The sequence below is a fragment of the Microcoleus sp. FACHB-672 genome, assembly GCF_014695725.1.
In the GTDB taxonomy this organism is placed as follows: Bacteria; Cyanobacteriota; Cyanobacteriia; order Cyanobacteriales; family Oscillatoriaceae; genus FACHB-68.
In genome coordinates this window covers 69,709-92,236 of record NZ_JACJOU010000004.1, presented here as the reverse complement: position 1 = coordinate 92,236, position 22,528 = coordinate 69,709, and the positions used below count along the sequence as shown (strand labels likewise).

Here is a 22,528-nt window from a genome sequence, read left to right as displayed (position 1 = left end):
AATGGCTAGGACAAATGGCTTGGCCCCTATCACATCGGGGCGCGAGAGTAAATAGAAGAAAAACTGAGTAAATATCAAGAAGGGGAAGACGGGCGAGTTTTGGTTTGAATTTAAGCTATGCAAAATTTTTACCAAATTCGCCCTTTTCCAGAGGTTTGCTAAAGGTTGAATCTACAATCTCCCTTATCCATATTTATCAGGTAAGTTTCTCCAACAATTTAGAGAATTTTACTTACCCTAATTCCGGCTTCAAAAAATCCCGATTCTTCCTTATTTAACTGCCACAGCCTCAAGCTTTTCTAAATCTTGGAACAGCGGTGTACTCAAGTAGCGTTCGCCAAAACTTGGCTGCACCATTACAATTAATCGACCGGCATTTTCTGGACGCTTTGCAACTTGGATGGCAGCAGCTAAAGCAGCGCCGGCAGAGATGCCAGACAGTAAACCCTCTTCCCGCGCCAAACGCCGACTATAGGCCATTGAATCGTCATCACTAATGGCGATGACTTCATCAATTAAATCGACTTTCAACACTTCAGGAATAAAGCCGGCACCAATTCCTTGTATTTTATGCGGGCCGGCATATCCCCCAGAAAGCACGGGACTATTGACAGGTTCAACCGCAATTGCTTGAAAGCTGGGTTTGCGCTGTTTAATCACCTCAGCAACGCCGGTAATGGTGCCGCCGGTGCCAACCCCAGCCACCAAAATATCCACTTCCCCATCCGTATCTGCCCAAATTTCTTCCGCTGTCGCTTCCCGGTGGATTTTAGCATTGGCCGGGTTACGAAACTGTTGCGGCATAAAGGCATTGGGGGTTGTGGCCACAATTTGTTCGGCCCTGGCAATTGCCCCTTTCATGCCCTCAACGCCAGGGGTTAATTCCAGCTGCGCCCCATAAGCTTTCAACATTGCCCGCCGTTCTTGGCTCATGGTTTCGGGCATCGTTAAGATTAAGCGATATCCCTTTGCGGCTGCCACCATTGCCAAGGCGATGCCGGTGTTTCCAGAAGTGGGTTCCACTAAAACCGTTTTTCCCGGCTGAATTTCACCGGCTTCCTCAGCCGCCTGAACCATACTAATGCCGATGCGATCTTTAACAGAGGAGGCTGGGTTCATCCCCTCCAACTTCACGACAATTCTGGCAACACACCCTTCTGCTTGGGGAATTCGATTTAGCTGAACTAAAGGTGTGTGGCCAATCAATTCTGTAACATCATGAGCAATCCGCATAATTGTTTTAAGTTTTGAGTTTTGAATGAGGGATAGCGTAATTTGCTAAACGCTATATGTAATACATAATATTCAATCGCTGGCAATCATCCCGTTTTAGGCACAAATCCTGTAACGAATAGCGCCGCAAAACTTCTTGGGCTGCTAAATTTGATTCTGTCCAAACCTCTTGAAGGGCGGCACTCTCTGGCGTCGGGACTGAATCCGACTGTCCATCATGTTCAACACTTTGTGGCCCTTCTAAGCAATCGAACACTTCTAACAGGGGGATCTGCCAAGGCGGCTTGGCCAACAAATAACCACCTTTCGATCCGCGTTGACTGCGGACGAAGCCACCACGACGGAGTGTGGTTAACAGTTGCTCTAAATAACGGTCTGGTATCTGCTGACTTGCCGCAATTTGACTGATCTGCACGGGTTCCCCGTGTCCATACCGGCTGGCAAGTTCTAGAAGTGCCACCATAGCGTACTTGACTTTACACGATAGTTCCATGAGTTGCCATCACCCAAAGGCCAACATCGATTTTTTATTATACTACGGTTACCCGATAGAGTTTAAGTATTTTTTCTTGACGAACTGGGCTTGCTCGTGACATACTCCTGATTAACGCTCACTAACTACGGTATGTCTATCGATTTACCGTAGTTTATCTAACTCAATGAGCGACTGAGCAGATTTGCGCTCAAGTTTAGTCAGAGAGAAATGCTGTGATGAAAAAAATAGTTTTAACCACAATTGACGTGATAAGGACTCCCTTTGAAGCCGTGGGTGAAACCTTGTTTTGGTCAGGTTACGGCTTGATATACGGAGCAATTACCGGCTTAATGTTTACAGTACAGATAGAGCCAAAGCCACGCCAATTTGCCATCATTTGGCGAGTCACGGCACTAATTGCCGGCACCCTTACTGGAGCCATTGCCGGAGCGCTTCTTGGTGCGTTTGGGGGAGCCTTTTTTAAGGAAACCTCTAGCAGTCGTCGGTCTCAGTTTCCTGATTCTCCAAGACATTCCTTTTAATGGCTCCACTGTTGCTATTTCGAGGAAAATTACCTGACGACAAGGAAAGCCGGTCTATATCCAGATGCAAAAATGATTCAAGCCTTGTTTAACCGGCTTCAATTCGTAAAGCAATATTGAACACTAGAAAACCGAAAAATCTTTCCCACAGCCCCATTTTAAAGAACAAGAATTCTTTAGAAGTTAAAATGTTCTCATTAAAGAAATCCTCAATAAATAAGAATTAAAGATGATAGTTTCTCCCGTCTTATTCGATCAGTATCCCAACCGGACACAAACAACTTTTGCTCGCCGCTCTCTACTGCCTTTGAAACCTCATGAAATCTGGCAGATTAAAAGCGGCGTGGTGCGGACATTTACCTGGAGTGAAGACGGAACGCTGATCCCTCTAGGATTATGGGGTGCCCAGGATATTGTTGGCAAAGTGCTATCAAAAGCTGAACCTTATACCATTGAATGCTTGACCCTGGTAGAGGCGACTGTTTTGCCGGCAAATAACAGTTACGAATTTATCAAATCGCTAATTCAGCACACTCAGCAGTTAGAAGAATTCTTAGAATTGCGGTATTGCAAACCCATAGATGCCTCTCTTTTAAAGCTGTTAACTTGGCTCTCTAAAAGATTTGGTCGTCAAGTCGAGCAAGGACAGCTCATTGATCTGCGTTTAACGCATCAAGAAATTTCAGAAATCATCGGTTCAAACCGAGTAACCGTCACCCGGATGCTGAAGAATTTTGAAAAGCAAGGACTCATTAGCCGGCATCAACACCGCTATATTGTTGTCCCCGACCGACAACCGTTTTGGCACTATGAAATTTAAATAGAAAAGGCACTTTTAACGCAAAGAGCGCAGAAGTTATTGCACAATCCTCTGAAAATTGTGTGCGTTTCCTTTGCGTTCTGTGCGTTAAATATTCTAGGTCTACGCCATAACCATCCCGCCATCGACATTAATCACTTGGCCGGTAATGTAAGCGGCAGCAGAGTCGGCGGCGAGGAAGCGAACGAGACCTGCAACTTCCTCTGGTTGACCGTAACGCCCTAGAGGAATGAATTTTAAAATTTCCTCAGATTTGAGGCCGTCAGTCATATCTGTGGTGATAAATCCAGGGGCAACCGCATTGACGGTGATCCCGCGAGAGGCGAGTTCTTTGGCAACGGTTTTGGTAAATCCAATGACGCCGGCTTTAGCGGCGCTATAGTTAGCTTGTCCAGGGTTGCCCATTTGACCGGCAACTGAGGCAATATTAATAATACGACCAGCGCGTTGCTTGAGCATAATTTTACTAACTGCTCGCGTGCACAAGAAAACGCCGGTAAGGTTGAGATCAATCACGGCTTGCCAATCTTCTAGTTTCATTCGCAGCAGCAGGGTGTCGCGAGTAATGCCGGCGTTATTCACTAAGATATCGACTCGGCCCCATTTTTCAAGGGTGCCATTGATCAGGGCTTCGACCCCATCCGTTTTAGAAACATCTGCTTGCAGTGCCATCGCACTGCCGCCTGCCGCCTCAATTGCCCCGACAATCTCCTCTGCAGCCGCACTTGAGCTGGCATAGTTGACCGCGATCTTTGCCCCCTCTGCTGCTAATGCCAAAGCTATCGCACGACCAATTCCCCGTGAAGCGCCGGTGACAATGGCCACTTGATCGCGCAACCGCTGCAAACTCTCTGGCAATGCTTCCATTTCCAATCCTCTTGTGACTGTGTAACAAACTAGACCATCTTATCGGAACGATGAAGGGTGAAGGGTGAACTGGGTAATTTTGCTATAAATTTGCATTACTACAGTAGAATCTAGACCTTTGAACGATAGGGTTGTGTTAATTTGAAATCTCAAGTTTAAAATTTAAAATTGTATTAATTCTCAGCGTCGTCTAACGCCGCCGATATATCATAAAAGTGTTCAAAGTAAACGCGTAAAAAGAGGATTTTTTATGGCAGTTAAAAAGCAATTCAGCAGCTTTCAAGAGTTGTTATCGGGTTCCGAGTTGCCGGTTTTGGTAGATTTTTACGCGCCTTGGTGCGGCCCCTGTCAAATGATGGCTCCGATTCTGGAGGAGGTCAATAGCCGGCTCAAAGACCGGCTGAGAGTCGTCAAAATTAACTCCGATAACTATCCGGATCTGGCAACCACTTATCACATTCACGCCCTGCCAACGCTGGTGCTGTTCAAGAATGGGCAGCCGGTGGAGCGGATCGAAGGAGTTCTGCAAGCTCAACAGTTAATTCAGCGCTTGCAGCCTTTAATTTAAAATTTTTGTGAATGACAGACCGTTAAAGGGGGGAAAGAAAAATAAAATTAACAATCCTGGCAAAAGAAGAATTTAGGCTTACAATTGGCTGATAAAGTCTAGATTCAAACTGAAATACCACCGATTTCAGATATTTACTCGTGATTTTTGCAATCAGCAAGAGTTGCTACTTTAGGGGACAAAAATGAACAAAAAACTAGGAAGCCTTGCATTTGCCACACTGTTAGTCACGATGGGTTTAACCCATCGAGTGAACGCTCAAAACGCATCGACGATTGAACGGCTTTTAAACACAGGAGAATGTCGCGGGTGCAATCTGGATGGTCTCGTCTTAGCGGGCCGGCGATTCCTCGATCCGATCATTTTTGAGGGAGCAACTTTAAGAGGTGCAAACCTCAGCGGAGTCTCCTTTTCCTTCGCCGATCTCAGTGGTGCTGATCTCAGAGGTGCCAACCTGAGTGGTGCGGATTTAAGAGGTTCTCTGTTAGTCGGTGCAGACCTCAGAGGCGCTAATTTAGAAGGTGCAAACCTGAGCTTTGCGAACCTCAATAAAGCGCAGCTTGATAATGCCACTCTCACAAAAGCTAACTTGACAAACGCTCACTTAAGCGCATTTATGCGAGAAGCGAACTTGAGTAACGCAATTCTCCGAGGCGCTCAAATGGGTAATGCAACCCTAGAGTTCGCAAATTTAAGGGGTGCGGATCTTAGACCCTTCGGTGAGGGAGAAGGGATGGTGCCAACAAATCTGCGTTATGACATGAGTACGTGTACTGAGCGGGAAGGCAACGATTTTAGTTCCTGTACAGTCACACCGGCTAACTTGAGAGGTGCCGACTTGAGAGGTGCCAATCTAACGAATGTAGATATGACGGGTGTTAATGTGAGGGATGCCATCAGAGACTAAAAAATACAGGCAGATGGGGAGTCAATCTCCAAGCTTTTAACTTTTTAGGGGTGCGAGCCGGCACCCCTATTTCATTTTCAGTTTTTAAGGTTTAAGCAATTCTAGTTAATAAAAAAATAGTTGAGACAATAGCTCTACCAGAGACCTGTTGTAATTTTTTGTAAGACACCTTAAAAAACCACTAAAGTTCTGTCTGTCTTTTAATTTCCCACTGTCGCCGTGTTCAAGGGAGAGTTGAATCTTTTTGTTACTTTTAGAAAAGGTTGAGGGGATCGCTCAATCGCGAACAGCAATAACTCATCGGCAGGGTTCCTGATCGCTCCAAATTCTTTTGTAAAGACAGAGTAGTTAGATAAATTTTTTCAAGGGTGAAACGCCCCTTCCCCAGATAGGAATATTTAAGGTTCCAAGTTTTCCATTAAATAAATTTTAGCTTTGAGCTTTCAGGAATGATTATGGCTGCAAATACCGCACACATCAAACGCTTGCTAGAAACCAAACAGTGTCAGGGAGGCGACCTGCGTGATGCTAACATGGCTCGGTTTAATCTGAGCGGTGCTGACTTGAGTGGTGCCAAGCTGTCCTATAGCAACCTGAACGGTGCCACCCTTAGCAATGCTAATTTAAGCGGTGCTGATCTAACTTTTTCCAATTTAGTCGCTGCTGATTTAACAAAAGCAGACCTTAGTGGTGTTGACGGGAAGGGCATCAACCTGCTAGATGCCAACCTCAAAGGGTCTAATATTAGAGGAGCCGAACTGATTTTTGCCAACTGTGTGAATAGCAACTTGCAAAACGCTAACTTGAGCGGTGCGGATTTGGAAGGTGCTAATTTAATTGGTGCAGATCTCGAAGGTGCTAATCTTAGCGGTGCCGGACTTAATGGGGCAAATCTCAGTAATGCAGTTTTATTGGGGGCTAACCTGTCCAATGCTGACTTGAGAGAATGCCAGTTAGTCGGTGCGGATCTCAGTGATGCCAATCTCAGTGGGGCAAACCTTTCGAGTGGTAACTTATTAAATGCCAACCTGAGTGGTGCCAACCTAACGGGGGCAAATATTACCGGCGCGAACCTTAGTGGTGCTCACTTAGACGGTGCAATAGGACTTTATACCGAAACCCCCGTTACCGTTCGACAACATAATTCGCCCAACTCAGAAGCACCCACATCAGGTTTTTCTTACCCAAATTTTCTCCAGCCAAGTTCGCTCAATTCAAAAACGAATAGCTTGCGTATCCCACGCCCAGGATTGCCTTAAGGCACTAGTGTTGAGTGCTCAGTAGGGGAAAGACAGACAGTTTCTTTGGGCAGCAACTGGAAAATTAGATGCTTAGTCGCTGATGCTGTCGGCAAATTTTACTTGCCCAAAAACTCTATTTCCAGTTGCTATTTTCACATCACTAAGACCGGCGAATATTAAAACAGCACCAATCTTGCCTGCGCCAGAGGGTAGCAACTATCCAGCCATGTTGCTCTAGGGTATCGGCAACCGGCTTGGCTTGATCTAACAAAACGCCGCTAATAATCCCCCAAGTCGTCGGTTTGGCTAGCATATCCAGGTGCGGGATCAAGTCGATAATTACTTCTGCCAAAATATTGCACAGAATACCATCAACCGGCTCATCCACTAATTTGCCTAAGCGATCCAGACTGCCAAGTTCAAAAACGAGGCGCTTGTTAGAAATGCGATTAAGTTCTCGATTGCTGCGAGCAGATTTCACAGCCAAGGGATCGATATCGACACCGTAAGCCTTTCTCGCACCTAACAGGATGGCGGCAATCGATAAAATGCCCGAACCACAACCAATATCAGCGACAAGGGCATCGGTTTTTTCATATCCTAGCCGCATCTCCAACGCTTCAAGACACAGCTGAGTTGTGGCGTGGGTGCCGGTGCCAAACGCTACGCCCGGATCTAAGCGTAACAGGTGCCGGCCTGGTTCTTCTGGTAAAGGCAGCCATGCTGGATAGACTAACAACTGATCGCCAATCTCCATTGGATGCCAGTATTGCTTCCAGTTGCTTGCCCAATCTTCCTCATCAATTAAGTGCCACTGCACTGCCGGCGGTGACAAACTCATGCAGAGGGCATCTTGGCGCAGCAACAGAGATAAAGCCGCCAAATCTAATAGCTGCGCTTGTTCTTCAGGTAAGTAAGCGGATACCAGGCAGGCATAACCTTTAATTTCATTGGAAGTGCCCCGACAGCCAAACGTTTCCAGCCGCCAGAAGATTGTATCTTCTAGGGCTGGATCACACAGAACTTGAATTTCCCACCAGCTATTTGCCAACTTCTTGGAATTAAGAATTAGGAATTGAGAATTGAGAAATGGGGATTGGGAAATGGGAAATCGGCGAGGGCGTGGGATTCCACCACAACCGTAGCTTGCTGGGTGCGAAGTGGTGGAGTTGAGAAATCAGTATTGGGTGAAATAAATTTCCCACAACTGTTTCAAACTTTCCCCTCGCCCATTCCCTATTTCCAGACGTCACAGTGTCACGGTGTAGGCATCCCGAATGCCGGGAACTTTGGTAATTTCAGCCAGAATGCCGTCGGGTAAGGGATCGTCAAGACTGAGAACCATCACTGCATCACCCCGGACTATTTTACGGCCCACCTGCATACTGGCAATATTGACATTAAAGCTACCCAGAAGAGAACCGATTTTGCCAATAATTCCTGGCATATCCCGGTGACGGGTAAACAACATATGGTGAGTCGGCGGCACGTTGATTGGGAACTCATCAACGTTGGTGATCCGAATTTCACCATCTCCGAGGACTGCGCCGGTGACAGAGTGTTCGCCCAGAGAGCCTTTCGCCTCTAGGTGCAACGAGCCGGTGTAGTCACGAACTGAGGCATCGCGTGTTTCCACGACGCGAATTCCGCGTTCCTTGGCTTCAATGCTGGCATTAACGTAGTTAACGCGTTCGCGCAGAGCTTGGGAGAGCAATCCTTTCAGGGATGCCACCACCACCGGCTTGCTTTCACTGGTTGCTAATTCTCCCTGTAAGCGCACATTGAGAAAATCGACGCGTCCCCCTGCTAGCTGGCTCACCAAGTTGCCCAAGGTTTCTGCCAGTTGCATATAAGGTTTGAGCTTTTCGAGTACGTCGGGGTACAAGCCGGGAATGTTCACCGCCGAACGTGCCGGCAGCCCCAGCAGCACATCGCGAATTTGTTCGGCAACGTCGATCGCGACATTGATCTGTGCTTCCGCTGTTGAGGCTCCTAGGTGGGGAGTCAGGACGATTTCCTTAGAAAGTGAGCGCAAAGGCGAATCGGCTTCGAGCGGTTCGTTGTTGTAAACATCCAAAGCCGCACCGGCAATTCTGCCTTCTTGCAGGGCAGTTGCCAGCGCCGGCTCGTCAATAATCCCCCCACGAGAACAGTTAATAATCCGGGCGGTGGGCTTCATCTTCGCCAGCGCTTCCGCATTAATTAAGTTAGCCGTCTCTGTTGTTTTCGGGATGTGCAGGGTGATGTAGTCGGCTTCGCGGAAGAGGACATCAAGATCCACTAAGCGACAACCCAACTGCTCAGCCCGCTCTGTTGAAATGAACGGATCGTAAGCGAGCAGTCTCATGCCCATTGCTTTTGCGGCTGTAGCGACATGGGAACCAATTTTTCCCAGCCCCACGATGCCCAAAGTTTTTTTGTAAATTTCAGCACCGATAAAGGTTTTGCGATCCCACTGGCCACTTTTAACGGATTGGTTGGCATCGGGAATGTAGCGCGACAGGGAGAACATCATAGCCAGAGCGTGTTCGGCTGCCGCAATTGTGTTACCTTCAGGAGAATTAACGACGACAATTCCCTGACGAGTGGCTGCCGGCACATCCACATTATCCACACCCACACCGGCACGCCCAATGATTTTTAATTGTGCGCCGGCTTCTATCACCGCTTGGGTGACGCGGGTGCCGGAGCGAATCATTAAGGCGTCGTACTCTGGCATGATCCGCACCAATTCTTCGGGTGCCAGACCAGTTTTTACGTCAACTTGGGCGACTTGGGAAAGAATATCGATACCGGCTTGGTCAATCGGATCGGAAACAAGAACCTTTGGCATGGTCAGCAGATAAGTTGCAACAGCAAGAGGTCAAAGATCACCGGCAGTGAGCGCAGCCTCTAGCCGCAAGGCATAAGACTGGAGGGCGAGCACAGGAACGGTCTTTTACTCGATGGAAAGGTTTCACCGCAGTAGGTCATTTTAACTGTAATGGGGCCTGAAACTGCCAACTGCTCGAAAGTTTTTATCTTCTTGGGGCGGAACAGGCGATTCATTGCTAATTGCCAGGCGTCCTCTTTCCTATTATCCACCACCCGTTAACTTTGCTGAGCGCAAGTGTGGCGTGTTTTGGGTAAATGATCTGCGCTGTTGTGCGCTGTTAATCTGTTAGGTAGATCGTTAACCACTCTCAGACACCGATTCGCTGCTATGTATTATCTCGTCGCTGTGCTACCAGACCGCATCAAAGCAGAAGCTGCTTACTCTGCCCTAGAGAAAGAAGACTTGCCGATGGAGCAAGTGGCCATTCTGGGCAGGGGATATAAAAGTGCTGATGAATATGGCTTGATTGACCCGAATGAGGAGGCCGGCAAACAAGCTAAACTGATGGCCACTTGGCTGATTCCCTTTGGTTTTGTCGGCGGTTTCATTTTCAATACGATCACCGGCTTATCGATTGTTTCCTGGGCCGGCGATTTTGGCAATCATTTTATTGGGGGATTGTTTGGTGCCATTGCCGGTGCAATGGGTAGTGTTTTTGTGGGCGGAGGGGTCGGCTTGATGTTTAGAAGCGGTGACGCGTTGCCTTACCGCAACCGACTTAATGCCGGCAAATATTTGGTTGTCGTGAAAGGGTCTGAAAGCCTAACGCGCCGCGCGACCTCTATCATCCGCCCGTTTGAGCCTGAAAATATCCAAGGTTATGCAGAACCCGGTAGTGTGTAAAGGCAAAGGTTGCCCAATATGAGAAAAAAAGCGTAAAAAGTCAAGCATCTCAGGATAGAGACAACCGTAAAAATTGTTTTTTGAAGGGTTTATGGGTGACTTTTTACGCCCTTCACTCGCCCCCAAACTGAGCAATTAATCCCAAGCGTTCAATCGCAATTTTCAAAGCTTGGGCGAGTGGCATTTGCCCTTGTCCCAGATTCGGGTCAAGGTTGGCAATCTCAATGCCATATTGGGAAAAATCTGGAGCCGACACCCCCGCTGTAACGGCTGCTTTCGCAATTTCTACCGTTGCCGGCACCGTTTGTTTATGATGCCGGCAGGCTGCAAATTCTGGCGTTCCTTGCTTATTTTTAACGGTGGCATAGCCAAACAGCCGGCACACAGCCGGTCGCCAAGCATAGACTGTGCAACGACCATTTCCAGGGATGAGAGGATCGCTTTGATAGAAAACACAAACGCTCAGTTCGTTGCACTCAGCGAGTCGCTCTAACCATTGCTGTGCCTCGCCCTGACGGAATAATTCTATTGCTAAAGGCAGCATTTCTAAGGGAGTTGCTTCTACTTCAGGATTTTCGCAGCATCGACCGCAGCCGGCAGGACATTGCAGGCCGGTTGCCGCTTGAAATGCGGTCGTTTCCTGATCAATTTGTTGGTAGAGTGCGAGTAATCGCTCAACCACATCAGTATTCATAAACTGCGCTCAAGAGGGAGACAAAGGGAATCTATTAATTTTAGATATTAGATAAAAATTCAAGGCAGACTCGACCATTTAGGCAGATAAAAAAAGACAAAAGTTTATAAAATTCGTAAAACGCGCTCATTTATTCGAGGTATCTCTACAGCGCATGATGTTTTAATCACGCCGCTCAATCGATAGAATCAGAATAGTGATTAAATAAAAATACTGCCAGAATGTTGCCAAGAGAAGAACTGTTAAAAGGCGTTGAAAATCGAGACATAGTGGCTCGTGTGATCGACCAAGCGGATCAGGCGATTAAAACGTGGGAAGTTGTCTTGACGGATTTTCTTTCGCCGCCAGTGCAGGTTGAGGCGCAGCAAGCTTTTAAGCGTCTGACAGAGGTGCAGTTGGTTGCCTGGGGTGGTTATCCGCAGGCAGAAAGACAGCGCCTGGGAATTGCCCGATCAGAATTGCCCCTAGAATCGGCACAAGTGGAAGTGGCAGCGTTGGAGATTGCCGGCAATTTCTTATTCGATACCGCCACCCACCGAGACTTTATGGGGGCGATTTTGGGCACCGGCATTGTGCGAGAAAAGCTTGGTGACGTAATTGTATTGGGTGAGCGAGGTGCTCAGGCAATTGTCGTGCCGGAGATGGTGGAATTTTTGGAACTTGAACTCAAGCAGGTGCGCTCAGTGCCGGTGAAAACGCAGCGCATTGAGTTAAGCGAGCTGAAGATCAAAGAACCCAAAAAGAAAGAATTAACTACTGTAGAAGCTTCTTTACGGCTAGATGCGGTGGCTTCCGCCGGCTTTGGGATGTCTCGTAGCAAAATGGTCGATTTAATTGCTGCCGGTGACGTGCGGGTAAATTGGAAAGAAACCACCCAATCAAGTCAGCCGGTTAAATCAGGCGACTTAATTGCGATTCGTGGTAAAGGACGCCTCGAAGTTGGAGAAGTGGCAGTTACCAAAAAAGAGCGATATCGCGTTCAACTAACCCGATATATTTAAGCTAAGCTCAAGTGCAACTAATTCCCTATTTTATGGGAGACTACTAAATCTCCCACTCCACACTCACTCCCTCTCCGCCGGCAAACAACGATATAGCTGATAAGGAACACCCACGCGGTAATAATGGGAGGGATCGATTGTACAAACAATTTGCTGAGACTCTGTGCTGAGTTCTGTTAAGGCAAATAGCTGCTGGGGATAGTCTTGTTGCTGTAGCAACTCAGGTGCAACCACCCACAAATTGAGCGGGAGTGCCGGCAGTGGCAGTTGAGATAGGTTTTGCCAAACTTGATCGTAATTTGTTTCTTGCTGCAAAAAAGCCATGTAGGAATCGGCATTTTCAGGGAGATCATGTTTGTGAATTTCTAAGGCAAAGCTCACCCCTAACGCCACATCTTGAAAGGTTTTATATGCCACGACAACTAGGCGGGAGATAGCCGGCTCTAAGTTCATATCCAGCCCAACGCGTTGGGGGTGAAAAGGCTTTTTAAATGCCAAATCTGAAGTGACACAAAGGCAACTGATTATCCCAACAAATAATAGTGTGAAGGGTGCCGCCCATCGTGTTAACGGTTTTTCTTTTAGCATCTCTGCGCGGGCTTTTTGCATTTTCCAAAGGCTTGCTCCGAGTAAGGCGCAGAAAGCTGGATAGTAGACAAAGTGATATCGAGGCGCAATCGTAATATCCTTGTTTAACAGATAAACAATTGCCAGAAATGCTAGCAGCACCCAAAGTGTGAAGCTTAGTAGGCTGCGGGTTGCTGGCTGGGTTTCTGAATTGTTCCAGAGTTTTTTCAATCCCGCAAAAAAAAGCCATCCCATCCCCAATCCGAATACAAGCATAAAGAAGCCGGCAGGAATTATAATCCAAAGGGGTTGCTTTTCCACCGGCAGCATCACAACCATTGTCAGCCAGCCGGCAAGGGTTTGATACAGGGGAGCAATGTTGTGTGGCTGCGGCAGCCAATTGGTTTCAGAACGCCCAAAATGACCGATCAAAATTGGTAGCCAAGGGATAAACAAAGCAAAGGGCAGAAGCCCAAAAAATAAACTATTTTGAAGTTTGTATTTTTTATTTTTGTTGGGGGAATTAACATTAAAAATCAGAACGAGCGGCTGAGCGATCAGGGCAAAGATAAAAAAGTAGTGGACATAAAGACCAATTGTATTAATAATAACCCAAATCGCCCAAACAATAGGTCTGCTGCGCTGCCGCTTTTCAAAATCTTGCTGAATGATCATTAATGCCACTAAAGCCAAGGTAATTAACAACACTGGCAGCGTGTAGTGTCGTGCTTCTTGAGACAGGTAAACGCCATAGGGAGAAACTGCCATAACAGCAGCCGATATCAATCCTGCTGTCGGGGAGAAAGCAAGACGATTCAGCCAGTAAACCGCAGCAATTGAAGCAACACCGAAGAATGCAGGCAAGGATCTCAACTGCCACGCTAACTCCCAATTTCCGTCAGAGGCAAAAAGCCAGTTAAACTGATTTAACCAAATTAACCAGCGGTGCATCAAGCAAAAAAATAGCGGTGGATGCGTTGATTGGATGGCAATATTGTGAGAAATTTGGCTACAGGTAGTTTCTGGATTTAGTGTAAAAATTTCCTTTAATTGTTCAAGTTGAAACACTGCATCCAGGGGGATGTCATAGTAGTTGCGTCCCAAGCTAAACAAAGCAGTAATTACTTCATCCAGCCACAGGGATTTGAAGTCAAGCTGAGCGAAGCGCAGGACACCACCCAAGGCAATCACCCCAGCCAGCGCTAGGTAATGTTGAAAAAATCGCATTCTGTCAGGCAGTAGGCAAGCTAGCAACAAAAAATAGGCTTTCTGGTTTCCTATCGCCCCTAAGCCTACCGCCTATCGCCTACTTATATAGTGGTTTTCCCAGAAAATTATTTAATTCCGCCACTAACCATTCTTTTTCCGCCGGCATTAACTTTGAGCCAAAACGGTGAACTTGCAATTCCTCTACTAAGGCACAGCCGTTAAGATCGCAGCTACATTGCACATTTTTTGCCCGTCCCTGAACTTGGTAGCTTAAACCCAACAACCGCCAACGTAGCCGAAAGGTTTGTAGGTTTATGTCTAATTGCTCAGTACCGACAATACTGAACAGGGATGATGCTATCTCATCCAGCCCCGAGAATACTAATATTAATAGAGCCAGCAAGAGAAACCTGGCATAGTAAACAGATGTCATCTCAGACAGCATATACAGACCAAAGTGAAGCCCGAGAAAAAAGAACAATAACTTGCAGATTAGGGTAGAAAGTTTGATGAATACCCTGCTAAAGCGCAATTCAGAAGGTGGAATTTCCACCACTAAGCGTGAGGCAGTTTTGTTCACAACAATGCGACTACCGGCTGGTTGCTGAAGAGCAGATGCTCGGGGATAGATCATTTCTCGTTCACCTAACAGCACTGCCAGCGCTTCCTTTGCAGAAGTGAACCGATCTTCCACAGCCGGCTCAATGAGAGTTTCTATCCAGCCGGCAAAGTCATCTGAGATTTGAACTTGAGAGCGAAATTCAATTTTAAGCCGGCGCTGGGGTAAATCTGCCGGTGATTGATGTGTCAGTAAAAATAATAAAGTTGCCCCTAAACCGTATAAATCTGTTGCCGGTTCTGCTTGGCATCGAAATTGCTCCGGTGCCATATATCCATAAGTACCCACCACCGTACTACTGCCAGCAAATGTATGTCGGTAAGTGTCTTGTACCGCCCCAAAATCGACCAAAGACACTCGCCCACCTTCCGCCAGAATAATATTTTGTGGCTTAATATCTCGGTGAATCACCGGCGGCGTTAAACTATGCAGATAGCTAAGGATTTCTAATACTCGAATTGCCAGTTTTTGCGCTTCACCTTCCGACGCCCGCCAGCCGACTTCTACTAGCGCCGCAAGTGACTTCCCCGGTGCAATTTCCTGAACCAAATAGAAACTACGATCACTGGGTGTATCCACCTGAAAGTAATCTAAGTAAGCCGGAATACTGGGATGATTGAGTTCGGAGAGTACGCGCGCTTCTCGTTCAAACAATTCTAGAACCTTCCAATCAGTCAGCCGGCGCAGTGATACCTCCTTCAGTGCCACTCGCTTGCCGGTTTCCTTGCCTTCGGCTTCATAAGTGATCCCGATCCCACCCTGCCCTAAAATATTGGTGAGCCGGTATCGCTCAGCAATGATGTCTCCCATCTGGTGCAATGGTTCCATAAGAGCGCAGCGCATCCCACTAACAACTCATCAATCAATATACTCTCAAACTTGTTAAAAGAAAAAGATACAAACCGAGAATAAACATTTTTACAGCTTCAGTATCGCATCCTAGCCCTATCTGCATCTCTCTAACAAGAGACTATAGCCTACATCTGCGTTTATCTGCGTTTATCTGCGTTTAAAAAAATCAACCCTTGCAAAAAACCTTGAAAAACTTCTTTGTTTGGAATCAGCCTGATCGCCCCTGGAAAGTTAAAGAAGAAAACACGTCAAACCCTTACTCCAACGATCTTGCAATTGATCGGGCGGTGCAGAGAGAAATGGGCAAACAAAAACTTTACGGGCTAGCCATTGGCATCGTTAAAGATGGAGAAATTATTTATTTAAAAGGTTATGGCTACGAAGACTTTGAAAATAAAGTGCCGGTGGAAGCTCATAAAACCATGTTCCGTTGGGCGTCCTTGTCAAAATCAGTAACAGGTGTGGCAGCAATGCAAGCTGTTTCCACCGGCACCCTGGATCTCGACACAGAAGTAAGAAATTATGTGCCTGAATATCAGTTCCCAAATAGCTATGCTTCTCCGTTAAAAAACGGAAAATTCCAGATACAAGCGCTGCCCAATCTTGACAAATCGTGCATCACCACTCGAATGCTTCTCACCCATACTTCAGGGATAAAAGACTTTAGTAATGGACTCAATGAAGCTGGCGTCCCTCCAGATCATTTAATTAACGATCCAAATGTTAACACCGGCATCTTTTGGGCAGGAGAATATTTTTGGAATGATCCCGATCATTTGCTTTATATTCCCGGAACTCAATACAGTTATTCCGTTTACGGCTACACCCTTGCGGGAATGGTGATTGAGCGTGCCGGCACAGAATCTCAATCTTATTGGGAAAAAGTGCGTGACAAAATAGCCGTGCCGTTTGGTATGACACCGGCATCCTTTCCCAAACACCCTGAAGCCGGTTATTTATCAGAAACTTGCTTTCAACCAGATTGGGAATGGGTGAATATTCCGCGTCGGGCAATTGGATACAATTACAACAAGAAAACTAGAAAATATGCAAGAGTTGAAAGTAAAGATGTGAGCTGGAGATTACCCGCTGGCGGGTTTATTTCCACGATTGAAAACTTGGCGCAATACTGCAATGGTTTGATGAATAGAGAAGATGTGCTGCCGGCACAGATTAAACAAGATATTCTCTGGAAAGGCAGCCAATATAGAGACGGCAAATCCATGAAGCAAAGCATGGGTTTTAGTGTAGGTGAGTTTAAGGGTAGAAAGCGCATTATCGGTGCCGGCGCTCAGCCAAAAACGAGAACTCGTTTCATAATTTATCCAGATGAGCGTCTGGGATTTGTGGCGATGAGTAACTCGGAATGGGCTAATGTAGATAAAATTTGTGAGGTTCTGGAGAATGCTTACAGAAAAAACAAGTGAGCCTTTAATGAAATAAATGTTTGAGAAAAATCAAAAGCCTGACAATATAACAAAAACGTCATATTTTTCTACAAGTATATTTAGAATTTGAAGTATTTTTTAATCTAAAATCTAACAAAAAAACAAATGCAGACTTAAAATAGCTAATAAATTAAAATATCAAGTAGGTGAAACTTTTAATTCTAAACTAAATTCTCTTGTATAAGATAACACAAAATAATTTAATACACTAATCATTCTTTTGGCTGAATCTATATTAAACGAATACAGTTACAATCACAAGTGCCTTATGCATTCAGATATTTTTCCTGAACCACACAAACTCATACTAATTAAATATTTATATGTTAAAAAGTTGGCTGTCTAGTATATTCAGTCAAGTCGAAAATGAGAGCTTAGGGGAAGCAATCCCTCTGACTCTTCAGGAAATCCAAGAAGAGCGGGCATCATCAGAGACAGCACTTCTGGCAAACCCGCCTCAAAAAATTGCTAAGCCGGCAATTCGCTCAAGCCTGAAAGCAATAACGCTCGAAGGTGTCTTCGCCACGATTTTTTATAGCATTATCGGCGGCGCGTTGCTCAGTAATTTCTTGCTCGGTTTGGGTGCCGGCCCTGTAGAAATTGGGATGCTAGCCTCGATTCCTCAGCTAACGAATCTGCTGCAACCGCTAGGGGCGTACATAGCAGATCGAACGAAAAGCCGGCACTGGTATTCCGTCTGGATTTTTGGCCCATCACGGCTGCTGTGGTTGATTCTCGTGCCGGCACTTTGGTTCGGGCACTCGTTTCATATCACTAACCACCGGCTGGTGCAGCTAACACTCGCCATTATCTGGATCACCAATATCATGGAAGCTTTGGGCCGAGCTTCTTGGTTCAGCTGGTTGGCTGCCTTAGTCCCTCAGCGATTGCGGGGCCGGTATTTTGGCTTCCGCAACAGTGCGATCAGCTTGACCAATCTTATCGGTGTGCCGGTGGTGGGTTTAGTGATCTCAAAGTGGCCCGGTGGAACGCTTCAAGGTTACAGCGCTGTCTTGGTTCTAGCCATTGCGGTGGGGTTAGTCAGTCTGTCCTGTCAGTTCTTTATGGTGGATGTGAATCCGCAGCAAGTCCATCTCACCCATTCAGATACCGCCCAAAAGTCGTCCACAGGGAGTGTTTTTAGCTTCCTCAAGGACACCAATTATTTGAAGTTTTTGCTCTACTCTGCTCTATGGAGCTTTGCGGTCAATGTTAGCGCACCCTTCTTTAACCTCTATCTGCTCGATGACTTAGCAATAGATGTCAGCGTGGTTACGCTTTATGGCAGCTTAGGAGCCGGCGCTAACTTGCTAATGCTAGTTTTGTGGGGGAAACTGGCTGATCGGGTGGGAAATCGCCCCCTGATGATCGTCGTGGGAATTTTGGTCGCGCTAACACCGCTACTCTGGCTAGAAGCTGGAACCGCCCCAATTTTCCTTTGGGTTTGGTTCCCCCTGTTGCATATCGTCGGCGGTGCAACGTGGGCGGCAATTGATCTGTGCAGCAGCAATCTTTTGATGGGAGTAGCACCCCTGCGAAATCAGTCCATTTACTTTGCGATTGCGGCGGCGGTTCCTGGGGTCACCGGCGCAATGGGAATCACACTCGGTGGCTTTCTCGCAACTGTCAGTGAGTTCAATGGCTTGCCGGGGCTGTTTGCCCTCTCAGCCGTCCTGCGGCTGGTTGCTCTCCTGCCTTTGGTTTTTGTTCATGAGCAACGTGCTGTGTCTCTGGGTAAGTTTTGGCTGCTTCTGCTGCCGGCTTGGTGGAGAAAGCAAGCCATTGAACCAGGTGATATTCGTTTTCAACCATTCATCCTTCCAGAAGCTGAGCCTTTTGAACAAATACCAACTGAACACTCACCTGAACCTGTACCAGCAAGCGATCTGCCTGATGCTCACCTCTGATTTTTCCCACAGTTCTAGGGCTAAAAGCAGAAGGAAAAAGGAAGAATTTCCTAGGGAATTACCAGGCACCCACTCGATTTTTCACTTTTAGCCTTCATTCTCTTACTTTCGCCTGATGAACTCTGGAAAGAGACTTGTGTTTTCTAAATCGTTGATAGCCATATATAGCCGCACCCCCTAAAAGCAAATAAGGGCTGAAAGCAACTAACCAAATGCTCAAAGCAAGTAAACCTAAAGTAACTTGACCAACTGAGTAAGTTGCTTGGCCCCAGCTTTCCTGCATCCGCAAACCTAGAGTCGGCTGCGTCTCAGATGAAGCAGAAACAGCGGCTTCTAGATTTAGCAAAATAGTCGAGTAGGCAACCTGATCTCGCAGTTTTTTTAACTGAGCATCAATGCGCTCAATCTCATCGCGAATCGTATTTACTTGTTGAGATGCCTTTAGCACATCCCCAATGGAACCGGATCGCTCCATTATTTTCAAAGTCAATTCTTCAGATTTTCGCAAATTTCGCAGCCGCGCATCTAAATCGACTAACTGATTGGAAACATCCTCTGCAGTGAGGGTTTGTTTTTGCACAGTTCCTAATCTATTTAAAGCATCTAATGTAGCTTCGAGTTTGTTTTGCGGCACCCGAATTCGCATGGATGCTGTGTGCCGCATACTAGAATCTTGAGGCTTTTGATTCTGAAATCCCAAGATATCCCCCTGCTGGGTTTGGGCGATTGCAGAAACTTCTTTCATGGTTTTGTCAATGGATTTGACCATGAGAGTTAGCCCTGCATTTTTGATGAGTTGAGGTGCGGCTTTCGGCACTTCAGCAGGCGCGACAGCCTGATTTGCTGGTGCTGGAGCATTTGCCGGCACGGGAGGACTTGCCATAGAGGCGTTGTATTGACTGGCTTGCTGGGCACAGCTTGCCATCATCGCGGTAGATAGCACTGCAAGCAGCAAGACAATACTAAAACGCTGGCTGCCGCTGTTGGTTTGAGGCGGGTTTAATTGGGTAAAATATTGGGCGGATTTGGATTTGAAGTCAGTTTTCATGAGAATTTGTTTAGAGAAAATCGAGTATCGTTTCCTGGGTGTACCTAAGTTAACCTCAAATAAATCGTGTGTACATAACTGATACAAAAATTGAAACGCCAAAAGTTGGGGTAGGGCGAGTTGAGAGGGAAATTAAGGGGCGATGGGCGTTAAATGCCGGCTAAACCCGCCGCTACATTCATATTTTTGTCAGCAGTCTAACGAGATAACAGGGTTTTCCGAATTGCTGTTTAAGAGATAAACTCAAAATTATGATCGGCTCAAAATTCCGCCGCCAAGCAAACGATGCCAAAAGATTCAGATAAAAATATTACCCATTCAGAGAGTGCGGATACCGAGACGCAAGCACTCACACCGGCAGCGCTACGCGAGTTGGCGATGCGTCGTATTCGGGAGGGACTGCGATCAGGACAGCAGCAAATGACTGACTGGCAAGGTGGCCCTTTGGCGGTTTCCGCTGTTCCTGGTGCCGGCAAATCGACAGGTATGGCGGCAGCCGCAGCTTTGGCAATTGCAAATAACCAGTTACACACCCGCCGGCAATTGGTTGTTGTCACTTTTACCCGTGCCGCTGCTGCCAATATTAAAGCTAAAATCCGCGAATATCTGAAAAATTTATCCCTACCCTATTCAGGTTTTACGGTTAATACATTGCATGGCTTGGCGTTGAATATTGCCACGCGTCATCCAGAACTTTCACATTTAAGCCTTGATACTGCCACGCTAGTAACGCCAACCCAAAATCACCGGCTAATTCGCACTTGTGTGGAACAGTGGATCGCTGCAAATCCGCGCCGGTATCAAAGATTATTGGAAGGGCGTCAATTTGATGGAGAGGAAACAGAAAGGCTACGCCGGCAATCTGTTTTACGCACAGAAGTCTTGCCAAATTTGGCAATGACCGTGATTCACGAAGCCAAATCATCGGGTTGCTTACCGCAAGATTTATTCACGATGAGTGAGGGTATTTCAGAGGATGAATATGAGATTTTAACCATTGCCGCCGGCTTATATGAAAATTATCAAAATTTGCTGCAAGCCCGTGATTTTATCGATTACGATGACATGATTTTAGCTGCCTTGCGTGTCCTTGAAAATGAAGGGGCAAGGCAATTGTGGCAAAATCAAGTCTTTGCCGTTTTTGAAGATGAAGCGCAAGATTCTTCACCCTTGCAAACGCGGTTACTAGAAATCCTCGCAACTCAGTCGCGGAAAGGGAGAGTTGTAGAGACAGGGAAACTAACCAATCCCCAATTCCCCATCATGCCCATACCTTTAGGTTGGCGCAGCCTTGCCCAATTCCCAAATTTAAATTTAGTGCGAGTGGGAGATCCAAATCAAGCAATTAATTCTACATTTACCCCTGCCGATCCCAAATACTTTCGGGAATTCTGTAAGGATTGCGCGACTGAAAACCGGCGCGTGAAAATGTATGAGGCCGGTCGCAGTTCTCAAATTATTATTGATGCGGCTAATTTTGTCTTAAAATGGGTGAATAGTTCTCATTTAGCGGGAAGTGAACCGCCTTTTGAGGAGCAGCAAATTCACCCGGTTGATGTGGGAGATCCGCAAGCAAATGCGAACCCAGATCCAGTCGGTCATGGCTTAGAAATTTATACGCCCCGCGATATTTATAATACCGTTCAGTTGATAGGATTGCGGGTAATTGAATTATTTGCTGAAAACCCAGAAAGTACCGCAGCAGTTTTAGTGCGAGAAAACCGGCAAGGCGAATGGTTAGGCAACGAACTCAACCGCCAATATAAAGACAAGATTGATGTTTATGATGTGGTGCAACAGGAACGGCGTTCTCATGTGCCGGCTCAAATTTTAGCAATGCTGCAATTCCTTGACCGGCCTCATTCTCCAGATTACTTAAAAGCAGCACTAACGGTATTGGTAGAACGCCGGCTAATTCCCACTCAAGACCTTAATACTTTAGCAAGTTTACCCGAACAATTCCTCTATCCCGGCCCTCTCGATCCACAACCGCAACCGCAGCCGGTTGAGCAAGCACGTCGTTACTGTTGCAGTTTACTTCGCGCTCGGATGGAATTACCGATTTATAATTTAATTTCATTTCTGGCTTTGGCACTGAACTACAACCAAGCGGAGTTAGCAACAGCGGATAAATTAGCAGAAAGAGTGGCTCAACAAAATGCGGGAAATAGTTCCATGAGTTCTGTGCTGACAGTTTTGAGTGATATTGTTAGTTCTGAGCGATTTGAGGGGGTGGAAACAGATGATAATGAGTCACTTTATACGCAAGCCGGCAAGCTGACAATTATCACCATGCACAAGGCAAAAGGGTTAGATTGGGATTACGTTTTTCTACCATTTTTGCACGAACAAACAATTCCAGGCCGGTTGTGGGTGCCGCCTCAAGTGCAGTTTCTCGGAGAGTTTACATTAGCAGAAGTTGCTAGGGCGAAAATTCGTGCCGGCTTACATAAGAAACCTATCCCAGATGTCGGTAATGCTTGGGAACAAGCTGGTTATTTAAAAACAGCAGAAGAGTTTCGTTTACTTTATGTGGCGATGACGCGCGCGAAGCGGTTGCTGTGGATGTCTGTGGCTCAAAAAGCACCTTTTACCTGGAATAAACCGAATAATTTAGAAGATAAAAAACCCTGTCCTGTGCTGCCGGCACTCAAAGGCCGGTTTCCCAATTCTGTGATGCATTTATCTGCTGAAACTATCCTGGGTTTTTAGTTGTTTGAATTTTTATAACACTACGCAAAAACATTAAAATATTGCTTGAAGGCTGCATCTACAGATTCCCTGACTGTTTCAAATTCCTTCAGTCTCTATT

At 46.4% G+C, this 22,528-nt stretch carries 20 protein-coding genes; 10 read left to right on the top strand and 10 right to left on the bottom strand.

Annotated features, from left to right (window positions below; genetic code table 11):
* Positions 1-270: 270 nt before the first annotated feature.
* Complete coding sequence (gene cysK, locus H6F56_RS01555; protein ID WP_190665054.1) at positions 271-1,233, bottom strand: cysteine synthase A; 963 nt, start codon at positions 1,231-1,233, stop codon at positions 271-273.
* A gap of 52 nt (positions 1,234-1,285) precedes the next feature.
* Complete coding sequence (locus tag H6F56_RS01550) at positions 1,286-1,726, bottom strand: RrF2 family transcriptional regulator (RefSeq protein ID WP_190665052.1); 441 nt, start codon at positions 1,724-1,726, stop codon at positions 1,286-1,288.
* A 218-nt stretch (positions 1,727-1,944) separates the two neighbouring features.
* On the opposite strand from H6F56_RS01550, the gene H6F56_RS01545 reads away from it, so the two are divergent.
* Together H6F56_RS01545 and H6F56_RS01540 are read left to right on the top strand one after the other, a co-directional pair.
* Positions 1,945-2,250, top strand: coding sequence for a hypothetical protein (locus tag H6F56_RS01545; RefSeq protein ID WP_190665050.1), 306 nt, complete (start codon positions 1,945-1,947; stop codon positions 2,248-2,250).
* Positions 2,251-2,479: 229 nt separating this feature from the next.
* Positions 2,480-3,070 (top strand): Crp/Fnr family transcriptional regulator, encoded by a 591-nt coding sequence (locus H6F56_RS01540; protein WP_190665049.1) that lies wholly within the window; start codon positions 2,480-2,482, stop codon positions 3,068-3,070.
* Positions 3,071-3,172: 102 nt separating this feature from the next.
* On the opposite strand, the gene fabG is transcribed toward H6F56_RS01540, so the two are convergent.
* A complete protein-coding gene (gene fabG, locus H6F56_RS01535; RefSeq protein WP_190665048.1) occupies positions 3,173-3,937 on the bottom strand; it encodes a 3-oxoacyl-[acyl-carrier-protein] reductase in 765 nt (254 codons plus the stop codon).
* A gap of 250 nt (positions 3,938-4,187) precedes the next feature.
* On the opposite strand from fabG, the gene trxA reads away from it, so the two are divergent.
* The 3 genes from trxA (at position 4,188) to H6F56_RS01520 (ending at position 6,671) form a co-directional block, all read left to right on the top strand.
* Positions 4,188-4,505 (top strand): thioredoxin, encoded by a 318-nt coding sequence (gene trxA / locus H6F56_RS01530; RefSeq protein ID WP_190665047.1) that lies wholly within the window; start codon positions 4,188-4,190, stop codon positions 4,503-4,505.
* Positions 4,506-4,689: 184 nt separating this feature from the next.
* Positions 4,690-5,412, top strand: coding sequence for a pentapeptide repeat-containing protein (locus tag H6F56_RS01525; protein WP_190665046.1), 723 nt, complete (start codon positions 4,690-4,692; stop codon positions 5,410-5,412).
* Positions 5,413-5,867: 455 nt separating this feature from the next.
* A complete protein-coding gene (locus tag H6F56_RS01520; protein ID WP_190665045.1) occupies positions 5,868-6,671 on the top strand; it encodes a pentapeptide repeat-containing protein in 804 nt (267 codons plus the stop codon).
* Positions 6,672-6,813: 142 nt separating this feature from the next.
* Here H6F56_RS01520 and prmA read toward each other — a convergent pair whose 3' ends face one another.
* The 3 genes from prmA to serA are packed head-to-tail and all read right to left on the bottom strand — an operon-like array spanning position 6,814 to position 9,486.
* Positions 6,814-7,704: a 50S ribosomal protein L11 methyltransferase gene (gene prmA, locus H6F56_RS01515; protein ID WP_190665044.1), complete on the bottom strand. Its 891-nt coding sequence runs from the start codon at positions 7,702-7,704 to the stop codon at positions 6,814-6,816.
* Positions 7,705-7,714: 10 nt separating this feature from the next.
* Positions 7,715-7,906, bottom strand: a complete 192-nt coding sequence (locus tag H6F56_RS01510) for a hypothetical protein (protein ID WP_190665043.1) — start codon at positions 7,904-7,906, stop codon at positions 7,715-7,717.
* The gene (serA, locus tag H6F56_RS01505; RefSeq protein WP_190665042.1) at positions 7,903-9,486 is read right to left on the bottom strand and encodes a phosphoglycerate dehydrogenase; all 1,584 of its coding nucleotides are present in this window, start codon (positions 9,484-9,486) and stop codon (positions 7,903-7,905) included. The genes H6F56_RS01510 and serA overlap by 4 nt, the downstream gene beginning before the upstream one ends.
* 369 nt (positions 9,487-9,855) lie before the next feature.
* Between serA and H6F56_RS01500 the strand changes: the two genes are divergently transcribed.
* The gene (locus H6F56_RS01500) at positions 9,856-10,371 is read left to right on the top strand and encodes a hypothetical protein (protein ID WP_190665041.1); all 516 of its coding nucleotides are present in this window, start codon (positions 9,856-9,858) and stop codon (positions 10,369-10,371) included.
* Positions 10,372-10,483: 112 nt separating this feature from the next.
* Here the strand turns inward: H6F56_RS01500 and H6F56_RS01495 are convergent, their stop codons facing one another.
* Positions 10,484-11,065 (bottom strand): YkgJ family cysteine cluster protein, encoded by a 582-nt coding sequence (locus H6F56_RS01495; RefSeq protein WP_190665040.1) that lies wholly within the window; start codon positions 11,063-11,065, stop codon positions 10,484-10,486.
* A gap of 221 nt (positions 11,066-11,286) precedes the next feature.
* Between H6F56_RS01495 and H6F56_RS01490 the strand changes: the two genes are divergently transcribed.
* Positions 11,287-12,066, top strand: coding sequence for a photosystem II S4 domain protein (locus H6F56_RS01490; RefSeq protein WP_190665039.1), 780 nt, complete (start codon positions 11,287-11,289; stop codon positions 12,064-12,066).
* A 63-nt stretch (positions 12,067-12,129) separates the two neighbouring features.
* Here H6F56_RS01490 and H6F56_RS01485 read toward each other — a convergent pair whose 3' ends face one another.
* Positions 12,130-13,860 (bottom strand): glycosyltransferase family 39 protein, encoded by a 1,731-nt coding sequence (locus H6F56_RS01485; protein ID WP_190665038.1) that lies wholly within the window; start codon positions 13,858-13,860, stop codon positions 12,130-12,132.
* Positions 13,861-13,939: 79 nt separating this feature from the next.
* Positions 13,940-15,289, bottom strand: a complete 1,350-nt coding sequence (locus H6F56_RS01480; protein ID WP_190665037.1) for a serine/threonine protein kinase — start codon at positions 15,287-15,289, stop codon at positions 13,940-13,942.
* Between the two features lie 197 nt (positions 15,290-15,486).
* Here H6F56_RS01480 and H6F56_RS01475 point away from each other — a divergent pair, with 197 nt between their 5' ends.
* Together H6F56_RS01475 and H6F56_RS01470 are read left to right on the top strand one after the other, a co-directional pair.
* Positions 15,487-16,740: a serine hydrolase domain-containing protein gene (locus H6F56_RS01475; protein WP_190665036.1), complete on the top strand. Its 1,254-nt coding sequence runs from the start codon at positions 15,487-15,489 to the stop codon at positions 16,738-16,740.
* A gap of 344 nt (positions 16,741-17,084) precedes the next feature.
* Entirely contained in the window at positions 17,085-18,668 is a 1,584-nt protein-coding gene (locus H6F56_RS01470) for an MFS transporter (RefSeq protein ID WP_190665035.1), read from the top strand.
* A 94-nt stretch (positions 18,669-18,762) separates the two neighbouring features.
* On the opposite strand, the gene H6F56_RS01465 is transcribed toward H6F56_RS01470, so the two are convergent.
* Positions 18,763-19,716 carry a DUF4349 domain-containing protein gene (locus H6F56_RS01465; RefSeq protein ID WP_190665034.1) on the bottom strand — a complete coding sequence of 318 codons (954 nt, stop codon included), beginning with the start codon at positions 19,714-19,716 and terminating at the stop codon, positions 18,763-18,765.
* 285 nt (positions 19,717-20,001) lie between these two features.
* On the opposite strand from H6F56_RS01465, the gene H6F56_RS01460 reads away from it, so the two are divergent.
* A complete protein-coding gene (locus H6F56_RS01460; protein ID WP_190665033.1) occupies positions 20,002-22,428 on the top strand; it encodes an ATP-dependent helicase in 2,427 nt (808 codons plus the stop codon).
* Positions 22,429-22,528 lie beyond the last annotated feature (100 nt).